We start from the raw sequence: 17,438 nt of genomic DNA, 5'->3' as shown, positions 1-17,438 counted from the left end.
AGGAAAAGCCGTCTTTCGACAGTTTCTTTCTTGAAATAACTGGTTTATAATGGAGTTCAAAGAGATGTGAGCATGAGTAGAAAGAGGAGCTGCGATGAGTATCAAGATATTTACATTTACACATAAAAAATTTGAGATTCCGCCGGATAGGATGTATCAGCCGCTGCAGGTCGGTCATTTTGGAAAAGAGGATTTGGGATATTGGTGTGACGACACCGGAGAGCATATTTCAAATTTGAACTGCTATTATAGTGAACTGACAGGATTTTACTGGATCTGGAAGAATTATCACGAGGATGATTACATCGGAACCTGTCATTATCGCAGGTATTTGCTGAACCGGTTTGATAAAATTTTCACAAAGAAAGAATACGAAGAACTTTTAAAAGAATACGATATGGTTACGACACTTAGGGTGCAGTTAAACAATTCTTATTATGATGGATTTTCGGCGAATCATAACATTCATGCCCTGGATGTGACAGGGGAGGTTATCCAGGAAAAATATCCAGAATATTATCCCGATTTCGTTCGTCTGGTGCACTCCAATGAGACCTATTTTGGAAATATTCTTGTGACTTCACATGCCTTGTTTGACGATTATTGTACCTGGCTGTTTTCCATCTTTTTTGAGGTGCAAAAGCGAATCAATCTTGAGACCGGTGAGGATGATTATCACAAAAGAGTATTTGGATTTATTTCGGAATTTTTGCTGCTTGTCTTTGTCACAACAAGGAAGTTAAAAGTCTATGAATGCAAAGTGGGAATGCTTGGCGAAAAAGCCGAGACAAGGGAAGTAAAAGAAAAACTGGCAGATTTTTTTGCAAAAAAGGATGTTGTGGGGGCAAAACAATATTTTTTACAGACATTACAGCACAGGCCAGACGTATTGATGGAAGCATCAGATGTGACAGGAGAATTAAAACTTTCGATGCAGGTGCTTGCAACGATGGAGCAGGAGGAGAAAAAAGGACTTCCAATTCTTTTGGAGCGCAGCTGCGATTTTGCGGAATTGATGAAGGAGTTTACCGTTTTAAATCACGTAGTTTTAAAGGCAAGAAATGGAATTGTAGAAGAAGATAACATTGCCGTTTTAAAAGAGAAACGGATTTCAACGGAAGAAATCCGGGTAGCGGTTCTGATGTTAAAGGGCAGTGATGAAGAGAAAGAAAGGTTATATTCATTCCTTGAGCAAAAAATAACAGCAAAAGAGTGCTAAAAATTCATCCTGACAGAAGAAAAGGATAAAAAATGGATGTTAATTCCAAAAAAGTAGTTAAAAAATAACTTGTTTTTGGGAATGGGCAAGTTGTAAGATGAAACAGGAAAAAGTGGTGGAGGATTTTACATGAGCAGTACGAAAGATACGATTTTAAATGGGAAAGCGTGCTTGGAATTGAACCAGATCTGGACGTATTCATTGGATTAAATCTGGAGTGGTTTACAGGATGCCTATACAAAAATGGCAAAGGACGTACAGCAAAAATATGGAGTGACACTTACAAAGCTTGCAGCAATCGGATTTTCTGCGATGATGCATGGTTATCTTGTCTTAGATCAAAAGGGAGAACTTTTAGTTCCATTTCGTACCTGGCGAAATACGATGACAGGGCAGGCATCCAAAGAACTGACAGAAGGTGCTTGGGGTTGGCGAGGCATCTGGAATGTTTCCGATTGATGGAGCAACACACGATTTCAATCAGACCATGATAGAACAGTTTGAAGAAAAGATTGCACCGCTGCAGTATCCATGGAAACTTCGCGATATTTTTCCAAAGGTTCTTGCTGCCGGAGAAAATGCCGGAACCGGGATGGTGGCAACGAATGCAGTGGCGGTTCGAACCGGAAATGTCTCGGCGGGAACATCTGTTTTTGCGATGGTTGTGCTGGAAAAGGAGTTACAAAACCTTCATGAGGAGTTAGGCCTTGTCACGACCCCGGAGGGGCATGCAGTTGCAATGGTGCATTGTAATAACTGTACCTCGAATTTGAATGCGTGGGTGAACCTGTTCCGGGAGTTTGAGGAAAGCCTTGGAAGAAAAGTCGATATGGATGAACTTTACGGTACCCTTTACCGGAAAGCCTTAGAAGGAGACGCAGACTGTGGTGGATTGTTAGCATATAATTATGTTTCTGGGGAACATATTACAGGTTTCACGGAGGGACGGCCATTGTTTGTGCGGACACCACAGAGCAGCTTTACACTCGCAAATTTCATGAGAGTGCATCTATATACATCGCTTGGCGCATTGAAAGCAGGAATGGATATTTTGCTGAAAGACGAGCAGGTCAAACTGGATCGGATTACCGGTCATGGCGGACTTTTTAAGACAAAAGAAGTTGGACAACGCATGACTGCAGCAGCGTTAAATACACCGGTGACGGTGATGAAAACAGCAGGAGAAGGCGGAGCATGGGGAATTGCACTTCTTGCCTCTTATCTCGTTCAAAAAGAGGAAAAGGAAAAACTGGATACCTATTTAAAACGCAAAGTTTTTTTGGAGGATAACGGAAGTACCATTTATTCGGATGAACAGGATGTAACAGGGTTTGACCATTTCTTAGAACGTTATAAACAGGGGTTAACGGTAGAACAAGCTGCGGTTGACTGCCTGAAAAATTTATAAAATTTTAGTTCCAAAAGAAAGGAGAAGTCATGAAATTTTTTATTGACACAGCAAATGTAGACGACATTAGAAAAGCGAATGATATGGGGGTTATCTGTGGAGTTACAACCAACCCATCTTTGATTGCAAAAGAGGGCAGAGATTTTACGGAAGTAATCAAAGAGATTACATCCATTGTAGATGGACCAATTTCCGGGGAAGTAAAAGCAACGACAACCGATGCAGAAGGCATAATCAAAGAAGGTCGTGAAATCGCAGCCATTCATCCAAACATGGTTGTAAAAATTCCAATGACAATAGAGGGATTAAAAGCGGTTAAGGTTCTTTGCGCAGAGAAAATTAAGACAAGTGTGACATTGATTTTCAGTGCAAATCAGGGAATTGAGAAGTTCCAGGCGGACTATAGAGCCGTATTTGGAGATTAGAAGTTGTCAAAGACGGAGGACGGCTCTGCCGTATTTGGAGATTAGAAGTTGTCAAAGACGGAGGACGGCTCTGCCGTATTTGGAGATTAGAAGTTGTCAAAGACGGAGGACGGCTCTGCCGTATTTGGAGATTAGAAGTTGTCAAAGACGGAGGACGGCTCTGCCGTATTTGGAGATTAGAAGTTGTCAAAGACGGAGGACGGCTCTGCCGTTTTTGGACAATAAACATTAGGAGGTTGCGATGGATTTGAAGGGAAACCGTGTGGAGGGTCATTTAAATCCGTCTTCTGACACCGCAACGCATTTGGAGTTGTATCAGCATTTTAAAGAAATCGGTGGCATCGTACATACTCACTCCACGGAAACAGTGGCGTGGGCACAGGCAGCGAGAGATATCCCACTGTATGGAACTACACATGCGGATTATTTCCTTGGCGAGATTCCGTGCACAAGAAGCCTGACAAAAGAAGAGATTGACGAGGCATACGAGAAAAATACCGGACTTGTCATTGTAGAGACTTTTGAACAAAGAAAGAGAAATCCGATGTATACACCGGCAGTCCTTTGTGCAAACCATGGACCGTTTACCTGGGGAAAAGATGCAAAGGAAGCAGTTCACAATGCAGTTGTCTTAGAAGAAGTTGCAAAAATGGCGCGTTATACGGAACTACTGAATCCAAATGTGAAACCGGCACCGGATTCCATAAAAGAAAAGCATTTTTACCGGAAACATGGAGAAAATGCATATTACGGTCAGTAGAATAAAAAAAGAGGCTTGGTGGAAAAAAACGTTTCCAATCAAGCCTTTTTTCTGTCATGGTGCATTGACTTTTGAAATCATCTTTGTTATTATAGAAAACAGTTGTTAAGAAATTGTTACAAAAAAACAACAAAACAAATGAAGTTAGATTCGTATGATAATTCCTAAAATTTTGATAGATAAGCGGCTGTAGTCTAATGGATAGAACACTGGACTCCGACTCCAGTAATGCGGGTTCGATTCCCGCCAGGCGCACTTTTTAAGGAGGATAAGATGGACTTTTCAAAAGTAAAAGATTTTTTAAAAAAAGAAACATTCCAGAAAATGATAGATTTTTGTAAGAAAAATATTCGATATATTACAGCCGGTGTATTATTTGTTGTTCTTGTGATTGTGCTTGCACAATGTACCAATCCGAAGGATAAGAAAGATGCACAGAATGTGATTGAGACAGAGCAGACAGAGGTTTCTGATACAACTGCACAGGAATATGAAGTGGATGCCAATCCGGCAATTAATGAACTGATTAACAACTACTATACTGCATATGCCAATGGTGATATTGCAACATTATCAACACTTGCATCACCAATCTCTGCAAACGAACAGAGTTATATCGGGGTATTCAGCCAGTATGTAGAAGGATATCAGAACATCAGCTGCTATACCAAAAAGGGAGCAGATGATACTTCTTATCTGGTGTCAGTATATATGGAAATGAAATTTGTCGGTGTTGATATATTAGCACCAGGACTTGATTTCTTCTATGTAAGAACAAATCCGGATGGAAGTCTTTATATTGATAACTTATATAGTCAGTATAATTACACAAATCAGGAAAATGCATTGGATGCAAATATTCAAAGCCTGATTACACAGTTTGAGCAGGAAGATGACGTGGTTGCATTGCAGCAGGATGTACAGGCAAAATATGAGAGTGCACTTGCAGCAGACCCGAATTTATCCAATATGATTTCAACAACATTAAAAGATGCGATTGCATCCTGGGTAACATCTGTCACCTCACAATCGACAGAAACAACTGAAACTGAGACACCACAGGAAGAGACGCCTCAGGAAGAAACTCCACAGGAGGAGACACCACAGGAAGAGACACCGCAGGAGCCACAGGTAACAACAGAGACTGTTTATACTACCTCTAAGGTAAATGTCAGAAGTGCAGCAGATGAGAATTCTGATAAGCTTGGAACAGCAGAAGGCGGCACAAGCTTTACAAGAACCGGAACAGATGGTGACTGGAGCATTATTGATTACAATGGTTCTACCGGTTATATTAAGAGTGAATTTTTGACAACAGATGCGCCTGCACAGAGTACGGATGCCGGAACAGCAGCAGGTGATATTGCAGAAGGAACTGTCATTACATTAACAGCTTCCACCAACATTCGTTCTTCTATGAGTGAGACAGCAGATAAAGTTGGTGTTGCATTCGCAGGAGAAAAAGTTACCGTTGTAATGAGCTATGCAGAAGGCTGGACAAAGGTTACCTGGAATGGTAAGGAAGGTTATGTGAAGACCGAATTACTTCAATAAGTTTTAAGACATTTAAAAAGTGTATAGAGGCGGAGACTTTTCGATATGTGAAGTCTCCGTTTTTTCACATAAAAGAAAGAAGTGTGGAAACGTTTTCGTGCGGTAAGGAGGAAATGTATGGAGCAGGATGGAGTTCGAATTAATAAATTCTTAAGTGAAGCGGGTGTGTGCTCAAGAAGAGAGGCAGACAGACAGCTTGAAGCGGGAAATATTACGATAGATGGAAAAGTTGCAACAACGGGAGAACGTGTGTATCCGGGGCAGAGGGTATGCTTTAACGGAAAAGAAGTGACAAAGGAAGAAGAGATGATTCTACTTGCGTTAAATAAGCCGGTTGGAATTGTCTGTACGACAGCATCTTTTGATAAACACAATGTGGTTGATTTTGTCAACTATCCGAAACGTGTGTACCCGATTGGAAGACTAGATAAGGACTCAGAGGGTCTTCTTCTTTTGACCAATAATGGAGAAATCGTAAATAAGATGATGCGTGCTGGAAACCATCATGAGAAAGAATATATCGTGACAGTAAATAAACCAGTCACAGATTCTTTTCTTCATGGAATGGCAAATGGGGTTCCGCTTGTGGAACTAGGAGCAACGACAAGAAAATGCCATGTCAAACAGACTGGAAAACGGGAGTTTAAGATTATTTTGACACAGGGGCTTAACCGACAGATTCGCCGGATGTGTGAATATTTTGGATATCGTGTGGAAAAGTTAAGACGTGTCAGAATCATGAATATTGAGTTGGGAGACCTTGAGGTTGGAAAATACCGGAAGGTGACACCAGAAGAATTTAAAACATTATCAAAACTGATTGAGAATTCGTCTAATCAAACCGTTTATGCCAAAGAGACCAAGAAGAAATCTGGTGAAAAGGCAAAATACAATCAAAAACATTTGTAGTTAGATTAGAAATTGGAAATGGAGAGAAAAAGATGTCCGCGGAAGAAAGAGTCAAAGAATTAAGAAAGACCTTAGAATATCATAGCAATCGTTATTATAACATGGATAGTCCTGAGATTACGGATTATGAGTATGATATGATGATGAATGAGCTAAAGGCGTTAGAAAAAGAGCACCCGGAACTTGTGACACCGGATTCTCCAACACAGCATGTTGGGGGAACGGCAAAAAGAGAGGCCGGCGTGCTGGTTCGCCACAATGTGCCAATGTTAAGTTTACAGGATGTATTTTCAAGAGAAGAAATCTATCGTTTTGTAGAAGAGATGCAGGAACAGTTAGATGATCCGGAGTTCGTTGTGGAATATAAGATTGATGGACTTTCTATGACACTTCGCTATGAAAACGGTGAACTTGTATTAGCGGAGACTCGTGGGGACGGAATCAATTTTGGAGAAGATGTAACGGCGAATGCGAAAGTAATCAAGGATGTCAAAAAGAAATTAAAAGACGCACCAGAGTATTTGGAAATTCGTGGGGAAGTCTATATGAAAACAGAGAACTTTGATCGTGTCAATGAGCGCCAGGAACTGTTAGGAAAGAAGCCGTTTGCCAATCCAAGAAACTGTGCAGCAGGAACACTTCGCCAGCTTGACAGTGCAGTGACAAAGGAACGTGAATTATCCCTTTTTATTTTTAATATCCAACAGGTAAGAGGAATGGAGTTTGAAACCCATACACAAGGGTATGAATATTTAAAAAAGCAGGGAGTAACAGTAATTGACGATTATAAAGTCTGTAAGAGTGCAGACGAAGTCTGGGATGCGATTACGGCAATCGGAGAAAACAGAGGAAACCTTGCATACGATATCGATGGTGCCGTTGTCAAGGTGAACCGTTATTCGGACCGCGAGAAGTTAGGAGCAACCACAAAAGTACCAAGATGGGCAGTTGCATATAAATACCCACCGGAAGAAAAAGAAACAAAGCTTTTGGATATCGAACTGTCAGTTGGAAGAACAGGTCGAATCACACCGACTGCGATTTTTGAACCAATCCGTTTGTGTGGTACCAGCGTATCCCGGGCAACGCTTCACAATCAGGATTTTATCGATGACCTTGACATTGGAATCGGTGATACCATTGTGGTTTACAAGTCAGGTGAAATTATTCCAAAAGTAAAGGAAGTAAGAAAAGAGAAACGTCCATCGGATTGGGTAAGATTTGCAATACCAGACCGCTGTCCGGTCTGTGGCGCAAAGACAGAGCGGGAAAAAGATACTGCGGATATCAAATGTACTTCCTTGACCTGTCCGGCACAGTTAGAGCGTCATATCATCAATTTTGTCGGAAGAGATGCGATGGATATCAAAGGTTTTGGAACAGTCTATATTGAAGAACTGGTTCGTTTGGGGTATATTAAAGATGTTGCAGATATTTACGATTTAAAGAATCATCGTGATGAACTGATTGAACAGGGAATTATAGGAAAAGAAAAGAATACAGATAAACTGCTTCTTGCAATCGAATCTTCCAAAGAAAATGATGCCTACAAGCTTTTGACAGGACTTGGAATTCCAAATGTCGGAAAGGCGGCAGCAAAAGGTATTTTAAAAGTATTTAAGAATATCGATGCGTTAGTAGGCGCCTCTGTGGAGGATTTGAAACAGGTAAATGATATCGGTGAGATTAGCGCCATCTGTATCCGTGACTTTTTCGATGAGGAAGAAAATCAAAGAATTCTAAAACGTCTGAAAGAGAGTGGCGTTAATATGGAACTGCAAGAGGAAGAGGGGGCAGATGATAAATTTGCCGGACTTACATTTGTAGTTACAGGAACACTGCCATCTTTAGGAAGAAAAGAAGCAGCTGAATTACTGGAAAAACATGGAGCGAAAGTTTCTGGCTCTGTATCAAAAAAGACAAGTTATGTGCTCGCAGGAGAGGCGGCCGGTTCGAAGCTTACCAAAGCGCAGAACCTTGGAATACCGGTAATTTCAGAGGAAGAATTATATAAAATGCTGGAAGAATAGAGGGATTAGAAATGCCAATTAAAACACAAAGTGATCTGCCTGCAAAAGAGATTCTCGAACAGGAAAATATATTTGTTATGGATGAAAAACGTGCATCCCATCAGGATATCCGCCCGATTAACATTGGAATCCTGAACTTAATGCCGTTAAAAGAGGACACGGAACTTCAGATTTTACGTTCTCTTTCCAATACGCCGTTGCAGGTGGATGTGACATTCCTTGCAGTAAAAAGCCATGTGTCAAAGAACACGTCTTTGAGTCATCTGAACAAGTTTTACCAGACCTTTGATGATATAAAAAAACAGAATCTTGACGGGCTCATCATCACAGGTGCCCCGGTAGAGCAGATGGAATACGAAGAGGTAGATTACTGGGATGAAGTGTGTGAAATCATGGAGTGGAGCAAAACACATGTAACATCGACCCTTCATTTGTGCTGGGGAGCCCAGGCAGGACTCTATTACCATTATGGAATTCCAAAACATATGTTAAAAGAAAAGAAGTTCGGTGTTTATGAACACCACGTAAAGAACCGCAAGGTTCCGCTTGTCAGAGGTTTTGATGATTATTTCATGGCACCGCATTCCAGACACACCGAGGTGTTAAAAGAAGACATTGAAGCAGTGGATGATTTGACGATTTTAGCAGAATCCGAAGAAGCAGGAGTTTTTCTTGTGATTGCAAACGAAGGCCGCAAGATTTTTGTGATGGGTCATCCAGAGTATGACAGAATGACACTTCACAAAGAGTATATGAGAGACAAGGAAAAAGGTCTTCCGATTGCACCGCCAAAGAATTATTACCCGGATGATGATGATACCAAGAAACCAAGATTACAGTGGAGATCCCACGGAAATGCACTGTACCTGAATTGGTTAAACTACTACGTCTATCAGACAACGCCGTATTCGTTTATTAATATGGATGAGATTGTGGGAAAATAAGGCATTTGAGTTGATTTTATGGGATTTGTTGAAAGGTACTGAAAAATATAAAATTCTATAAATTTTTATGTATTTTAATAGCAAGTGTGTGTAAAGCGTGTGTAGTACTACACACAAAACTGATACTATAAGAAAAATTAAATAAGAGCCTTGATATGACAAAAATATGAGAAGAATGTTTTTTACATCTTCTCTTTTTTTGCACAAAATTATGGTTTGTTATATAATCGATGTATTACAACAATTCATTTGTTAATTACGAAAGAGGAAGATTATGGAGCACAATATTTTAGTTATCGGAAACGGATTTGATTTGTCACACGAATTAAACACTAGATATGATGATTTTATTGATTGGATTAAGAAAGCAAAAGAAGATGATAGTTTTATCGAAAATCAGTCTGAACGTGAATTTATTCATAAGTGCATAGAAAGCAATGGATTCGTAGGATATTTTTTTCGTTATACTAACGTGGTGCCTGGCTGGGTAGATTTAGAAAGATTAATAAAAGAAATAATTGGGTATTTTGAATTATTTTTTTCTAAATATCCATCTTTTATAGATAATAGAGGATGCATATCATGGGATTCAGCACGAATAGATATGTCAAAAAGTGGTATGCTAAAAACTATATATTGCTTACATTCATTTGTATTGCTGTATGATAAGGATTATTCCCGTTCCAGCATTCATTCTATGCATTTGGATAATAAGTATTATACAAATGCCTTTGGATTAAATAAGCGAGAAATCTTGAATTTACTAAAAAAACAATTGGATGAAATAATAGAACTTTTGCGAATATATTTAAAAAATCAAATGAATGAAAAATGTGAGAGCATAAAGAAAATTCACCAAATCGAAGAAGTAAATCCATCTTATGTTATTTCTTTTAATTACACTGATACATATAGAATCTATGGAATAAAGCCGGAAGATGTATTTCATGTTCATGGAAGTCTTGATAAAAATAATATGGTTCTCGGATTTAATGACGAGGATGAAATGAATTTGGATTTTGTATATTTTAAAAAGTATTTTCAGAGAATACAGAAATTGACCGGGTATATAAACGAAGCAAGATTGATAGATCGGAATAACGTTTTATCGCCAAAACCAATTGTTTATTTTTATGGTCATTCTATGGATAAAACAGACGGAGATATTATCGTAAAATTGCGAAGTTTGGCAAGAGGATTTGTGATTTATATATATAATCAGGATGACTACGAACAGAAAGTAATCAATCTGATAGATGTGTTTGGAAAAGAAGAAGCAACCAAGCTTATTCAGAACGGATTTATTAAATTTGAACCGTGCAGCGAATAGAAGCTGCACGGTCTTTTTGCTTTATTTGAAAATATCTATAAATCCAATCATTCGTAGAATGGCAAGAATTCCTTTTATAATCCACCCAAATAGTTTGAATGCTAGAATAATAGGAAAGAACATTATGTAAAATAGTAATTCAATCATGATTTTGACCTCCTAGAAAATTTTACAACGATAAAGTGCCTTATTCATGATACATTATCGATAATATACTGTCTAGACTTCATATTCGCGTCATTTTCGAATTGGAAACATTTTAATGATAATCTGGCTGATTTATACTGAAATGTTCTTAAATTCGATTTTATGAGCTTGCACGGTAATTGTCAAGCGGATAATTTTATAAATCATTAAACACATCGACCGCAGCGCCCTGTCTCATCGGTGCAGGTGGGGCAGTTCCTGCAGACCGCCGGGCGGCGGTTTCGACTAGTCAAATTTTTCTTCAAAATTATAAATTCTTTTTCTCAAATAAGAGCCATCTTCAAAGTCAATTATTACAATCAGCACATTTTCGCTGTCTGAAAAGCCCGAAAATTTAATTTTGCTAATCAAATAATCTGATTTATTCAAATTTAATTCTCGAAGTGAAAAATTTTCTTTTTTTATAAATTCCCGTTTTTCTTTGCATTTGGTTTTTAAGAATTCGATTTTCTCCTGAATCTCTTTTATCTCGTTTTCGTATCGCTCTTTTTGTGTCATTTTTAATCCTTTCTGGTCTGCCATCATCAGAGCCACGGCGACCGGTCCGCGGCTGACGCTCCGGAGTGGAGCGTTTCGGCTTAAGATACAAATAATTCAATAGCTTCGATTTCTTCCCAACTGAAGCCAATTTTGTGCATATCTTCGGCGGCTGCATCCTGAACTACAGATGCCTCAATTGACATGTCACGATTAAAGAGCTTGCAAAAATTTTTATAGGCATTAACAGCTCCCTCATAAGTAAATACCTGTATATTTCCAATTTTAGCGCCGTATGCTCCATTGATTTTGATTGTTCCTGTCATGTTTAAACCCTCGCTTTCGTGCTTCATTTTTTAGTAGTTCCGGCGGTTGCTTTGCTGCGTACGTCTGAACCGCCGCCGGAAAGATTATTTCGAAAATTCTATTTTGCCGTTTGAAAGACATTTACAGGCGTATGAGAATCCGGCTATAAAAGCTTTTTCTTGAATATCCCAAACCTTTTTGTTGATGGAGCATTCTATTTCATCTGCAAGTTTTTCGTTTAGAATTTCGTGGATTTTCTCAACTGCTTTGTCGTAATCGCCCCAATTGAAATTGTCTGCTTCTTCTTTGAACCATTGTTCGTAAATCATCTTTGCAAATTCATCCATGTTTATTTCCTCGCTTTCTGTTTCGTGTTCCTCTTGATGGTTATATAGTACACTAAAACGTACTTAAATGCAATGGATAAAGTACACAAAAACGACACATGATACTTGTAATAAGTTCACTATAACGTACAAAAATAAAACGCATATTAGTACATTAGAACGAAAAAAATATTGACTTTTAAAGTACGCTAAAGTATATTAAGATAAAAGTGAGGTGAGAACATGCCAAAAGAAAGAATTTTACCCGGTAAAATTTCTTACGAAAAATTATTTGAGAGAATGGATAAAATGGGGATAAAAAAGGCAGATCTAAGAAAATTAGAGCCAAACCCAATACACCCATCAACAATACAAAAGATAATTGCAGGCGATACAATAAACACAGATACAATTATTATTTTATGTGATGCTTTAAAGTGTCAGCCAAAAGATATAATGGAATACATACCAAACAAGAATGATTAAACTACCAAAGATAACAGCCGCAAAATAGGCGCTTTGGTAGTTTTTTATTTACTCCAGATAAAGCAAATTTAATTCACAGAAGAAAGAGAAAAACTCTACTTACAGAAGATATAAAAAATAATTGAATTTGATTGGAGAGTAAATATATGAATAATTTAACAGTGACGGAGTATAAAAATATTCGCGTACTAACAACACAGCAGATTGCTGAAGCGTACGGAACAGATAGTAAAACGATTTCATACAATTTTAATCATAACAAAGGGCGGTATAAAGAGGGTAAACATTTTATTTTGCTTGACGGGGAAGAACTCCGAGCGTTTCGTGAAATTCACGATTTGCCTAGTAATCTTAATCGTCTGTATCTCTGGACAGAGAAAGGCGCATTTCTTCATGCAAAATCATTAAACAACGATGTTGCATGGGATGTGTATGACAGACTTGTTGACAACTATTTTAATAAGGATCAAAACGAAATTCCGAAAGATTACCCTACAGCGTTAAGGGCTTACGCTGATGCACTGGAAAGAAAACAGGAGCTTGAGAAAAAGAATAAATTGCTCTTGACCGAAAATGAGAGAATGAAGCCGAAAGAAGAGTTTTTTGATGCGGTGACTGACAGCAAAGACGCTATTGATATTGGACAAGTCGCAAAGGTTTTGAACTTCCCAGGAATTGGCAGAAACAAGCTTTTTGAAATTCTTAGAAATAACGGAATTTTAAAGCAGAATAATGAACCATATCAGAAATATATTGACTGTGGATATTTTAGAGTTATAGAACAGAAGTATGCAGCCAAGCCGGGAGAAATCCGGATAAATATTAAAACTCTTGTTTTTCAAAAAGGTGTTGACTACATTAGAAAAATACTTGACAAAGTAGCATAAAAGCTGAACACGTTAATGATGTAAAGAAAAAGAAATTGAGTACCAGATTAGAGCAGCGAAGGCGAAGCTTGAAGCGATGGGAATCGTAACAGAGGATTTAAATATTTAACAAGATGGACGGCTTGAAATATAGCCGTCTTTTTTGTGCAAATCGCAGAAAAATTTCGTTGCTTTTCACAAAATTATTAAGGCTAGAAAATGCCTGGCGAACAAGTGAAAAATGATAGAATAGTATTAGTTTTGTTGCAATGCAACACCTGTGCAACAAAGTGCAACATTTTTGCAACGTAGATATAGACACTAGATACAGAGAAAGAGTATATTATAGCCAGTCAATTATATTTATAAAATATATAAACAAGGCAGTATATTAATATTAAATATATATAATATATAAGCTTAAAATTTAATTTTAAAATACATCTTGACAAGAAAATGATAGAATGGTATCGTTAAATCAAATTTAAAAGCATCCGGGCAACATCTCATAATTGAGCAGGTCCCGGAAGTGACGGAATTCATGCAGCCGGTGCAGTTCAAGGAATTGAATTGTATCAGTTGCATTTTTTATTTTAAAGATCCAGAAGAAAGGAGTATACAATCATGTCGAAAATTGAAGTACAGGAAGTAAATAATATTACTGTCGATGTTTTTAAAAATGACATTGAAAAATATATTACTTTCTGGATGGAAGAACGAAACATTGAAGACATGTGTAAAACTTCTCAAAACAGATGGTATAACTGCTGTAAATATATATATAATCATGTCTTTAAAGATAATACAGTGTACTTGAAAAGTGAAAATAATATAAATAATCAATATGACAAGGAAAAAGTATTAAAAGTATTAGAACTTTATATTGACCTGTGTAATGATTATGAAAAGATTATTAATATTACAGGATTCACATTCTTTACAGGAATTCACAGAGACACGCTGAATGAGTGGTCACACGATGCCACGCTCGGCTCTCTCGGTTCCGACATTTCGAAAAAGATTGACGAAATGAGAGAGGAAAGCCTTGTAGGATTGCAGGTCTCCGGAAAAGGAAACCCGATGAATTACATGCCGTCGCTGAATAAGTATTGTGGCTTCAATATGCCAGGCGTGAGAGCACAATCACCAGAACAGACGCAGAGCATAGAACAGATTCGGGAGCGCTATAAACCGCCTGAATTGTCTGTAAAAAGTACACAATTAGAACCGCCGAACCCGGATTTTTGATTCTAAATTGTGTTTAGTTTAACAACAATTTAAAACCCTAGCAAAATCAAGGGTTTCAGAGGTTCAAGATTTCGCTAAGACTTCGTAATAGTTTTGTTTAACGAAGTCTTGAAACGCACAAAACAGAATTGTGTTAATTGTTTTTGAAGATTGCACAATTTAACATGCGTTTTTAATTGTGCTGGAATGGTCCGGACGGATGCCGGGGCGGGGTCTTACAGGAAACACCCCCGGGTAGTAACTGAGTAGATCGAATTAAGAAATAACAAAAAGGGGATATTGCATGGTATATGGAATGGGATATTGTTCTGACAAGACAAGCAGATATAGCAATACCAATGATAAGAGCTTTCTAACATGGAGAAATATGCTTAAGAGATGTTATTCATCAGAGAAAAAATATGAAAATTATAGAAAACAAGGGATTGCAGTTTGCGATGAGTGGCTCGATTTTTCTGTGTTTAGAAAATGGTACGATAGAAATTATTATGAGATACCAGGTGAAGAGATGAGCCTTGATAAAGACATAATTCATCATGGAAACAAGGTCTATTGCCCGGAAAATTGTATTTTCGTTCCTAAGTTAATAAATCAAGTATTTGTTTCTAACAAACTAAAACGTGGTGACTTGCCGATAGGAGTTTATTATAGCAAGAAAAGGAAATGCTTCATTTCGTGTTGTAGTATAGATGGGAAAAATCATAAAAAGGACCACAGAGATGCTGTATCAGCATTTGAATGTTACAAACAAGAAAAAGAAAAGTATATCAAGGCTATTGCGGAAGCCTACAAAGACAAAATACCGGATAGATTGTTCAACGCAATGATGATGTATGAAGTAAAAATTACAGATTGACAACAAAAATCTATTTTTCACATCAGATAAAAATTCAAAAGTTACATTCGATAACGATTTTCAAAAATTTTTTAAAACAAAAAGAGAGGTTTTAATATGTCAGATTGTAAACAGTGCTGCGGAACTTGCCAATATGGATCATATGACAAAACAGATGGTTATATATGCGTGAATAGCGACAGTGAGTATGTGGCAGATTTCGTAGAGTTCAATCATGTATGCGACGATTGGGAGGGCAAAGGATGCGAGTAGTATCACAGAATAGAGATTTTTCATTTGAATTTGAGAATACGGTGTCATGGATGCAGGATTGTTACATATATGCAAAAGTTGATACGACAAGTCAATTGATTGGAAAGTACAAATCCGAGCAACGAGCCAGGGAAGTGTTTATGAACATGCATAACAAGTATGAAGAGATTACAAGACCAGAACATGTACTTGATTCAAAAGTGTTTTGTCTGCCGGAGGATTAAAAGATGGAAGTTGCAAAATTAATCATAACTATGTTCGATGTCTTGGCAATTGCGCTATTTGGAATTATGGGCATAGTTACAGAAGATAGAAAAGAGAAAATTACGGACATCTGCATCATTACATTTGTCGCAGTAAACATAATGGCTATATGGAGATAGTTAATGTTAATATTTGACCCAATATTTGGTATTTACTTTCTACCGATAATTCAAATCGTTGTGGAAAGAATACATAAAATCATTTCAAGGGAGCCGGGATATACCGGAGATTATCTCAAACTGGATGGTGACGCCAAACACCAGAGTGAGAAATCGGAACATCCGGTTTAGCTTAAGCCGGCAGTCTGAAAATAACAGAAATAGAAAATTGGCATATATCTATTTTGGGTGGCTGCTGGCCATAACTAAATATTCATCAGTTGAATTTTGTAAGCGGTTCTATAAAGTGCCGCATCGGAACATAGCGCAGATGGAAGAGCACTCGGCTTATATCCGAGCGGTCGCAGGTTCAATTCCTGCTGTTCCGACTGAGGAGTGGATTTAAAGATTCATTCCGTAGACGTTTTGTCTTGGTGTATTAGATGCACCTCCTTTCGCCACTAGGACTATTCTGTTAAGGGCGGTGCGAGACCGTCCGGTGGTTATCACCGCCAAGAGCGGTATTGGGTGTAAGCCTGTGTGGTTAGGATGGAGACCGTCTTGTAATTTTGCTGACGAGCAACCCAACAGCAGCCTATTGATAGTTCGGGCATCTATCCCACGGTGCCTGAGCTGTTAAAAAAGAGTTGCCGGTAAAATGCTGTAAACCGGATAGTGCAACGCATGGCACGAAAAATATTATTGCTAACCGTCTGATGGCGGTTTCGGAATGTCAGCAGGTTCGATTCTGATGAACTTTGGATAGGCTGTTTGTTGGAGAGTTAGTGGGTTCGATTCCCTCCATTCCGGTTAGTCATATCTTCCCCAGGATATGACTATACCCCTTAAATACATACAGAGGAGAGTATATTCCACAAAATGCTCTCCTCACCTTCTCCGTTTTGAAAGTTATTTGCAGATATAATCCTAATTGGCAAGGAAACTGTTTGCTAAACAGCCAGTAGCCGGAAACGGTGTTTCAGTTCGAGTCTGAATATCTGCGCTAACTTACGACAGGGGTAAACCTTGCCGTAAGCGGTAGAAAGTCCGCATGAAATTGTACAAAGCAGTGACAAAAACAATTTCAAATGTAGCGGTTACACTGCGATCGCTATATTTGCCGTGTATCCGGTTGGTCGAGGGTGCTGTCTTGAAAACAGTCTGGATGTAAAAGTCTCTGGGGTTCAAATCCCTAACACGGCGTGCGTTGTTGAAGGATGCGACCAGTGGTTGCTATTGAGAAGTGAAAATTCTAGAAAGTAGCTTTGCCGAGGTGGCGACAAATCCTCTTGTTTTGGAAAGCAATGAAAAAGTTTGACCGTTTCAAGTTTCAAAAAATCGTGAAAACTTTATATACGTCTGTCTGTTGGTCAGAAAGAGGTCTCCAAAACCTCTAACGAAAGTTCGATGCTTTCCGGGCGTGTTTATCCTTATCTCCACTTAGTCTGGCACTACTGCAATAGTTCAGGTCGA

General features: G+C 38.3%; 17 protein-coding genes, 3 tRNA genes, 1 other RNA gene and 3 pseudogenes. 20 read left to right on the top strand and 4 right to left on the bottom strand.

Annotated features, from left to right (window positions below):
- Positions 1–94 precede the first annotated feature (94 nt).
- The 10 genes and pseudogenes from BIV16_RS07345 to BIV16_RS07295 all read left to right on the top strand — a co-directional run bounded on the left by BIV16_RS07345 (position 95) and on the right by BIV16_RS07295 (position 10,579).
- On the top strand, positions 95–1,219 hold the full coding sequence (locus BIV16_RS07345) for a DUF4422 domain-containing protein (RefSeq protein WP_075678463.1): 1,125 nt from the start codon (positions 95–97) through the stop codon (positions 1,217–1,219).
- Between the two features lie 129 nt (positions 1,220–1,348).
- Positions 1,349–2,627, top strand: a pseudogene (locus BIV16_RS07335) (FGGY-family carbohydrate kinase).
- Between the two features lie 29 nt (positions 2,628–2,656).
- Positions 2,657–3,010, top strand: a pseudogene (locus BIV16_RS07330) (transaldolase family protein); the annotation flags it as partial.
- Positions 3,011–3,287: 277 nt separating this feature from the next.
- Positions 3,288–3,812, top strand: a pseudogene (gene araD, locus BIV16_RS07325) (L-ribulose-5-phosphate 4-epimerase AraD); the annotation flags it as partial.
- A gap of 183 nt (positions 3,813–3,995) precedes the next feature.
- Positions 3,996–4,067 (top strand) — tRNA-Arg (locus tag BIV16_RS07320).
- A gap of 18 nt (positions 4,068–4,085) precedes the next feature.
- Positions 4,086–5,366, top strand: coding sequence for an SH3 domain-containing protein (locus tag BIV16_RS07315; RefSeq protein ID WP_242940293.1), 1,281 nt, complete (start codon positions 4,086–4,088; stop codon positions 5,364–5,366).
- 117 nt (positions 5,367–5,483) lie between these two features.
- A complete protein-coding gene (rluF, locus tag BIV16_RS07310) occupies positions 5,484–6,275 on the top strand; it encodes a 23S rRNA pseudouridine(2604) synthase RluF (protein ID WP_075678465.1) in 792 nt (263 codons plus the stop codon).
- Between the two features lie 32 nt (positions 6,276–6,307).
- Positions 6,308–8,305 (top strand): NAD-dependent DNA ligase LigA, encoded by a 1,998-nt coding sequence (gene ligA / locus BIV16_RS07305; protein WP_075678466.1) that lies wholly within the window; start codon positions 6,308–6,310, stop codon positions 8,303–8,305.
- Positions 8,306–8,316: 11 nt separating this feature from the next.
- Complete coding sequence (gene metA, locus BIV16_RS07300) at positions 8,317–9,249, top strand: homoserine O-acetyltransferase MetA (protein ID WP_075678467.1); 933 nt, start codon at positions 8,317–8,319, stop codon at positions 9,247–9,249.
- Positions 9,250–9,523: 274 nt separating this feature from the next.
- Positions 9,524–10,579: an AbiH family protein gene (locus BIV16_RS07295; RefSeq protein ID WP_075678468.1), complete on the top strand. Its 1,056-nt coding sequence runs from the start codon at positions 9,524–9,526 to the stop codon at positions 10,577–10,579.
- 432 nt (positions 10,580–11,011) lie between these two features.
- Here the strand turns inward: BIV16_RS07295 and BIV16_RS07290 are convergent, their stop codons facing one another.
- The 4 genes from BIV16_RS07290 to BIV16_RS07275 all read right to left on the bottom strand — a co-directional run bounded on the left by BIV16_RS07290 (position 11,012) and on the right by BIV16_RS07275 (position 11,916).
- The gene (locus BIV16_RS07290; RefSeq protein ID WP_143524670.1) at positions 11,012–11,284 is read right to left on the bottom strand and encodes a hypothetical protein; all 273 of its coding nucleotides are present in this window, start codon (positions 11,282–11,284) and stop codon (positions 11,012–11,014) included.
- Between the two features lie 11 nt (positions 11,285–11,295).
- Positions 11,296–11,365: hammerhead ribozyme type II (locus BIV16_RS07285), an RNA gene on the bottom strand.
- Positions 11,365–11,589: a hypothetical protein gene (locus tag BIV16_RS07280; protein WP_143524671.1), complete on the bottom strand. Its 225-nt coding sequence runs from the start codon at positions 11,587–11,589 to the stop codon at positions 11,365–11,367. Before BIV16_RS07280 ends, BIV16_RS07285 begins: the two co-directional genes overlap by 1 nt.
- Positions 11,590–11,673: 84 nt before the next feature.
- Positions 11,674–11,916, bottom strand: coding sequence for a hypothetical protein (locus tag BIV16_RS07275; RefSeq protein WP_075678471.1), 243 nt, complete (start codon positions 11,914–11,916; stop codon positions 11,674–11,676).
- Positions 11,917–12,138: 222 nt separating this feature from the next.
- Between BIV16_RS07275 and BIV16_RS07270 the strand changes: the two genes are divergently transcribed.
- From BIV16_RS07270 to BIV16_RS07225, 10 genes are all read left to right on the top strand, one after another.
- A complete protein-coding gene (locus BIV16_RS07270; protein ID WP_075678472.1) occupies positions 12,139–12,381 on the top strand; it encodes a helix-turn-helix domain-containing protein in 243 nt (80 codons plus the stop codon).
- A 146-nt stretch (positions 12,382–12,527) separates the two neighbouring features.
- The gene (locus BIV16_RS07265) at positions 12,528–13,268 is read left to right on the top strand and encodes a phage antirepressor KilAC domain-containing protein (protein WP_075678473.1); all 741 of its coding nucleotides are present in this window, start codon (positions 12,528–12,530) and stop codon (positions 13,266–13,268) included.
- Between the two features lie 603 nt (positions 13,269–13,871).
- Positions 13,872–14,495 carry a hypothetical protein gene (locus BIV16_RS07260; protein WP_075678474.1) on the top strand — a complete coding sequence of 208 codons (624 nt, stop codon included), beginning with the start codon at positions 13,872–13,874 and terminating at the stop codon, positions 14,493–14,495.
- A gap of 283 nt (positions 14,496–14,778) precedes the next feature.
- Complete coding sequence (locus BIV16_RS07255) at positions 14,779–15,351, top strand: hypothetical protein (protein ID WP_075678475.1); 573 nt, start codon at positions 14,779–14,781, stop codon at positions 15,349–15,351.
- Positions 15,352–15,447: 96 nt separating this feature from the next.
- Positions 15,448–15,603: a hypothetical protein gene (locus tag BIV16_RS07250; protein ID WP_159435894.1), complete on the top strand. Its 156-nt coding sequence runs from the start codon at positions 15,448–15,450 to the stop codon at positions 15,601–15,603.
- Positions 15,594–15,827: a hypothetical protein gene (locus BIV16_RS07245; protein WP_075678476.1), complete on the top strand. Its 234-nt coding sequence runs from the start codon at positions 15,594–15,596 to the stop codon at positions 15,825–15,827. Before BIV16_RS07250 ends, BIV16_RS07245 begins: the two co-directional genes overlap by 10 nt.
- 3 nt (positions 15,828–15,830) lie before the next feature.
- Positions 15,831–15,986, top strand: coding sequence for a hypothetical protein (locus BIV16_RS07240; protein ID WP_159435895.1), 156 nt, complete (start codon positions 15,831–15,833; stop codon positions 15,984–15,986).
- Between the two features lie 3 nt (positions 15,987–15,989).
- Complete coding sequence (locus BIV16_RS07235) at positions 15,990–16,157, top strand: hypothetical protein (protein ID WP_159435896.1); 168 nt, start codon at positions 15,990–15,992, stop codon at positions 16,155–16,157.
- Positions 16,158–16,281: 124 nt separating this feature from the next.
- Positions 16,282–16,354, top strand: a tRNA-Ile gene (locus BIV16_RS07230).
- A 526-nt stretch (positions 16,355–16,880) separates the two neighbouring features.
- A tRNA-Ser gene (locus BIV16_RS07225) sits at positions 16,881–16,968 on the top strand.
- Positions 16,969–17,438: the final 470 nt, after the last annotated feature.

Source organism: Roseburia sp. 831b (assembly GCF_001940165.2).
Classification (GTDB): Bacteria; Bacillota; Clostridia; order Lachnospirales; family Lachnospiraceae; genus Roseburia.
This window is presented reverse-complemented; position numbering and strand designations above follow the sequence as displayed.